The 3585-nt window shown below is 36.1% G+C and carries 1 protein-coding gene and 1 pseudogene; one reads left to right on the forward strand and one right to left on the reverse strand.

All coding sequences use genetic code 11. The annotated features are described in order from the left end of the window. Positions 1 to 3067 (reverse strand): Rib/alpha-like domain-containing protein (locus ACVRZD_RS10500; protein WP_447450496.1); only part of this gene is annotated, 3067 nt, incomplete at its 3' end. A 247-nt stretch (positions 3068 to 3314) separates the two neighbouring features. On the opposite strand from ACVRZD_RS10500, the pseudogene ACVRZD_RS10505 reads away from it, so the two are divergent. Beyond that, a pseudogene (locus ACVRZD_RS10505) lies at positions 3315 to 3585 on the forward strand (YSIRK-targeted surface antigen transcriptional regulator); the annotation flags it as partial.

Below are 3585 nucleotides of genomic sequence, written 5' to 3' on the forward strand. Positions count from 1 at the left end.
AAGTAACAACCACTTTACCTGGTTTATCACCTGCTGTTGTTGTATCAATTGGTGTTTCAAACTCTACCTTAGTACCTGCTGGTAACTCTGGTAAATTGCTGATTGAATCCTCTGCCTTAGGTGTTTCTCCAATATTAACTGTTTGGTCTTTACCTGCTGGAGTGTACTTCTCTGCATCTGTACTTGGGTCTACAACCTTAACTGTGACATCAACTACATCTGTTGATCCATCTGGATATGTGACAACTACTTTACCTGGTTTATCACCTGCTGTTGTTGTATCAATTGGTGTTTCAAACTCTACCTTAGTACCTGCTGGTAACTCTGGTAAGTTGCTGATTGAATCCTCTGCCTTAGGTGTTTCTCCAACTTTGACTATTTGGTCTTGTGCAACTGGTGTGTTCATATCTGCTTGTGTTGGATTTTCAACAACTGTGATAGATACTGGCACCTTGTCTACTGAACCATCTGGATAAGTAACTACTACTACAGCATCTTTAGTACCTGGTGTACTTGTATCCACTGGTGTTTCATACGCTACCTGAGTACCTTTTGGTAACTCTGGTAAGTTACCAATTGAATCTTCTGCCTTAGGAGTTTCTCCAACTTTGACTGTTTGGTCTTTTGGTGTAGCTGAAATTGGTGTAGCTACAGCATATATAACTGATGGATGAGTAATAGGTAAGCTCAGATCTTCAGACCAAATAACATTTTCAAAACCTTGTTTTAGCTCTGTATTAGGAATGTAAGAAGAAGGAATGACTGTTCCATCACGAACGTCCAATACCTTATTAGGGAATACTTCTACTCCAGGACCAGGAGCTAAAATAACTCTATGATAACCTTCTGGTGTAGTAGTGTTAGGATCTGTTTGTTCAATGACTGCTGGCAACACAACAACTGGAACAATAACTTCTTCACTACTTCCATCTGGATAAGTTACAACAGCAGTAACATTAGTTTCTCCTGGAGTTTGACCATCAGGTAAGGTTTGACCTGATTTAACTGTAATAACAGGTTGTTTTGTACTATCTGCTGGATAGTCTGGAATTGTAACAGCTTTAGCAATATCATCTTGTGTTGTTGGAGTGCCAAATGGTTTAGTGACTGTACTTGCAACAGGATTATATAAGTCCGCATTTGTTTTTGGCACTGCCATAAATGCGTCTGCTGCTAAAGCTAAATACAATTTTTTAGTATCATCTCCAACACGGAATAAAGCAGAAGTATAAGTTGATGCTTTATCCAAATTCGAATCCACAGTAATTGGTACAGACTTAGCTACACCATTAACATCTGAGGTAACAGTTGTTGGCGTTCCAATTGCAACTCCATCTTTGAACCATTGCACCTGATAATCTGTATTTGGTAGAAGACCAGTAGTACGAGTTTCAACAGTATCGCCAGGCTTAGCAACTTTTGTCATAGTATCATATATTAAGACATCATGATTTGGTTGAGCCGCTAATAACGCAAAGTTATAGTCGTTAAAATTATATGAAGCTAATGCAGAATTAAGTGTATTATTACCTTTTTCAAATATATCGCTTGCAGTACCATTTGCCCAAATAGGATAATCTTCAACCAAAGGCATCACATATAGATAATCTGAGTTAATATGTCTATGTCTTTGTCCAAGGGTACCATTCCAAGCCATTAAATTATTATGACTGACATCAGCATCAGAAACCAAAGTATGCCATTCAGAATCTGAAATTGATTTACCTCCCCCACGATTATATGCGGATACACCATATAATCCTTTAAAAGGAAGATAGTATGTTCCATCATTTGCAACAGTTGCAATTACAGTTTCCGCAATGTGTGAACCTACACCATGAGTTTTTTGGTAATCTGCAAATATTTTTCCTTGAGCGCTTCTCATATCCGCCACAGTATAGTTAGGATTGTTTTTCTTCCAATCATCAAGTAATTTGGTTACATCATCATTTAAGTATGACCCCGCAACTTTTACTCCTGTAGCTTTGACATCTTTTGCATCATGAATCCATTGGTTTGCCAAAGTTCCCATTCCATCACCAGATTCATACCAAACATTACCTTTTACAGCTCCATAAAGCCCTTCATTTGGCCAAACTCCATCAGAATTAGGTGATTCTTGCCATTCAGCTTCTGACTTAATCAAATCTGGACTATTCAGTGGTTTATCTTCGAAAATTACATGAGAATTTACTATTTTATTTACACCTGCAGCAAAATCCCAAGATTCATTTTTTCTGTTCAGTCTATCATGGAAGCCATACATGAAGTCGCCATGCGAAATCACATCATACTTAGTTGGATCTGGATTTTCTACCCAGGTTCTTACAGCAAAATTAGAATCTCCAGCTAATTGGAAAGAATGTGATTCGCCATTCTGATCAATGACAGATTTGGTTAAGTCAAAAGTAAAGGTTCCGTCTGGATTAGATACAGTATAGTAGACCGGTGATAAAAAACCTTTTCCAGTTAAATATTGTAAATAAATTTTAAACTGTGGTGGTACCTCTTTTGTATCGTAATCTAAAGATCCTCCTCTATACATCCAAGAACTACCTTGATAACTTTGTTGTTGATTTGCCACACCTGGCGCATAAATAGCATTGGTGATATCAAATGGAGGCTGAATATTTTTTGTAATTGCTGAATCTGATGGTGAAACACTTCTTAATGCTACTGATGTACTATTTGTTGAAGCGGATGTTGCTTCTACTGGTTGAGTCTCTACTGTTGGAACTACAACTGGCTGTGTTTCTACTACCGGTTGAGCCTCTACTGTTGGAACTACAACTGGCTGTGTTTCTGCTACTGGTTGAGCCTCTACTGTTGGAGCTACAACTGGCTGTGTTTCTGCTACTGGTTGAGCCTCTACTGTTGGAGCTACAACTGGCTGTGTAACTTCAGCACCTGTTGATAGTAACTCATCAGCCGAAACAGTCTGTCCCCCTATTCCTAAAAATGCCAATCCAACTAATACTGAAGCGGCTCCGAACTTAAACTTTTTAATCGAAAAACGCTGCTTTACTTGCGAATTATCGAAAAGATTCTCTCTTTCCTTACTAAACATAGTATTCCCCTTTAAAATAATTTATTTGTATATAAGTATATACAGATTTATATTACCTTTTTGTAATATTTATTAGAATATCTATATTTATTTATAAAATCTCATTTGTTTTTTTTTTTTTTTCAATAAATCATATGTGGCTTTTTTTGTTGATTTTGATATTAATAACTATTTTTAGTGATATTTATTGACTTTCTTAGAATCTTTTTTAGAATTATTATTAAAGATTAAAGGGGGACGACTATTTATGATAAACTTTCTGCTATTAAAATCGTTACATAGTACTTTAAAATTAACTATTATCGTTTGTGATGCATCATTTACGGTTCTAAAAGAATTTAACTCCGCACAGACTATTTCTTCCTATTATGATTACCGTCTTATCTTAAACGATTTTACTAAAACAAATGATAATTTTTTATTTCACTATGGCTTTCTGGGAGAATTATTTCTTGCATATCATATTAATCATCATTACATCATTTTTGGCCCTTGGAGAAGTAATATCATTGATCCCT

It is taken from the genome of Streptococcus hongkongensis (assembly GCF_053206145.1).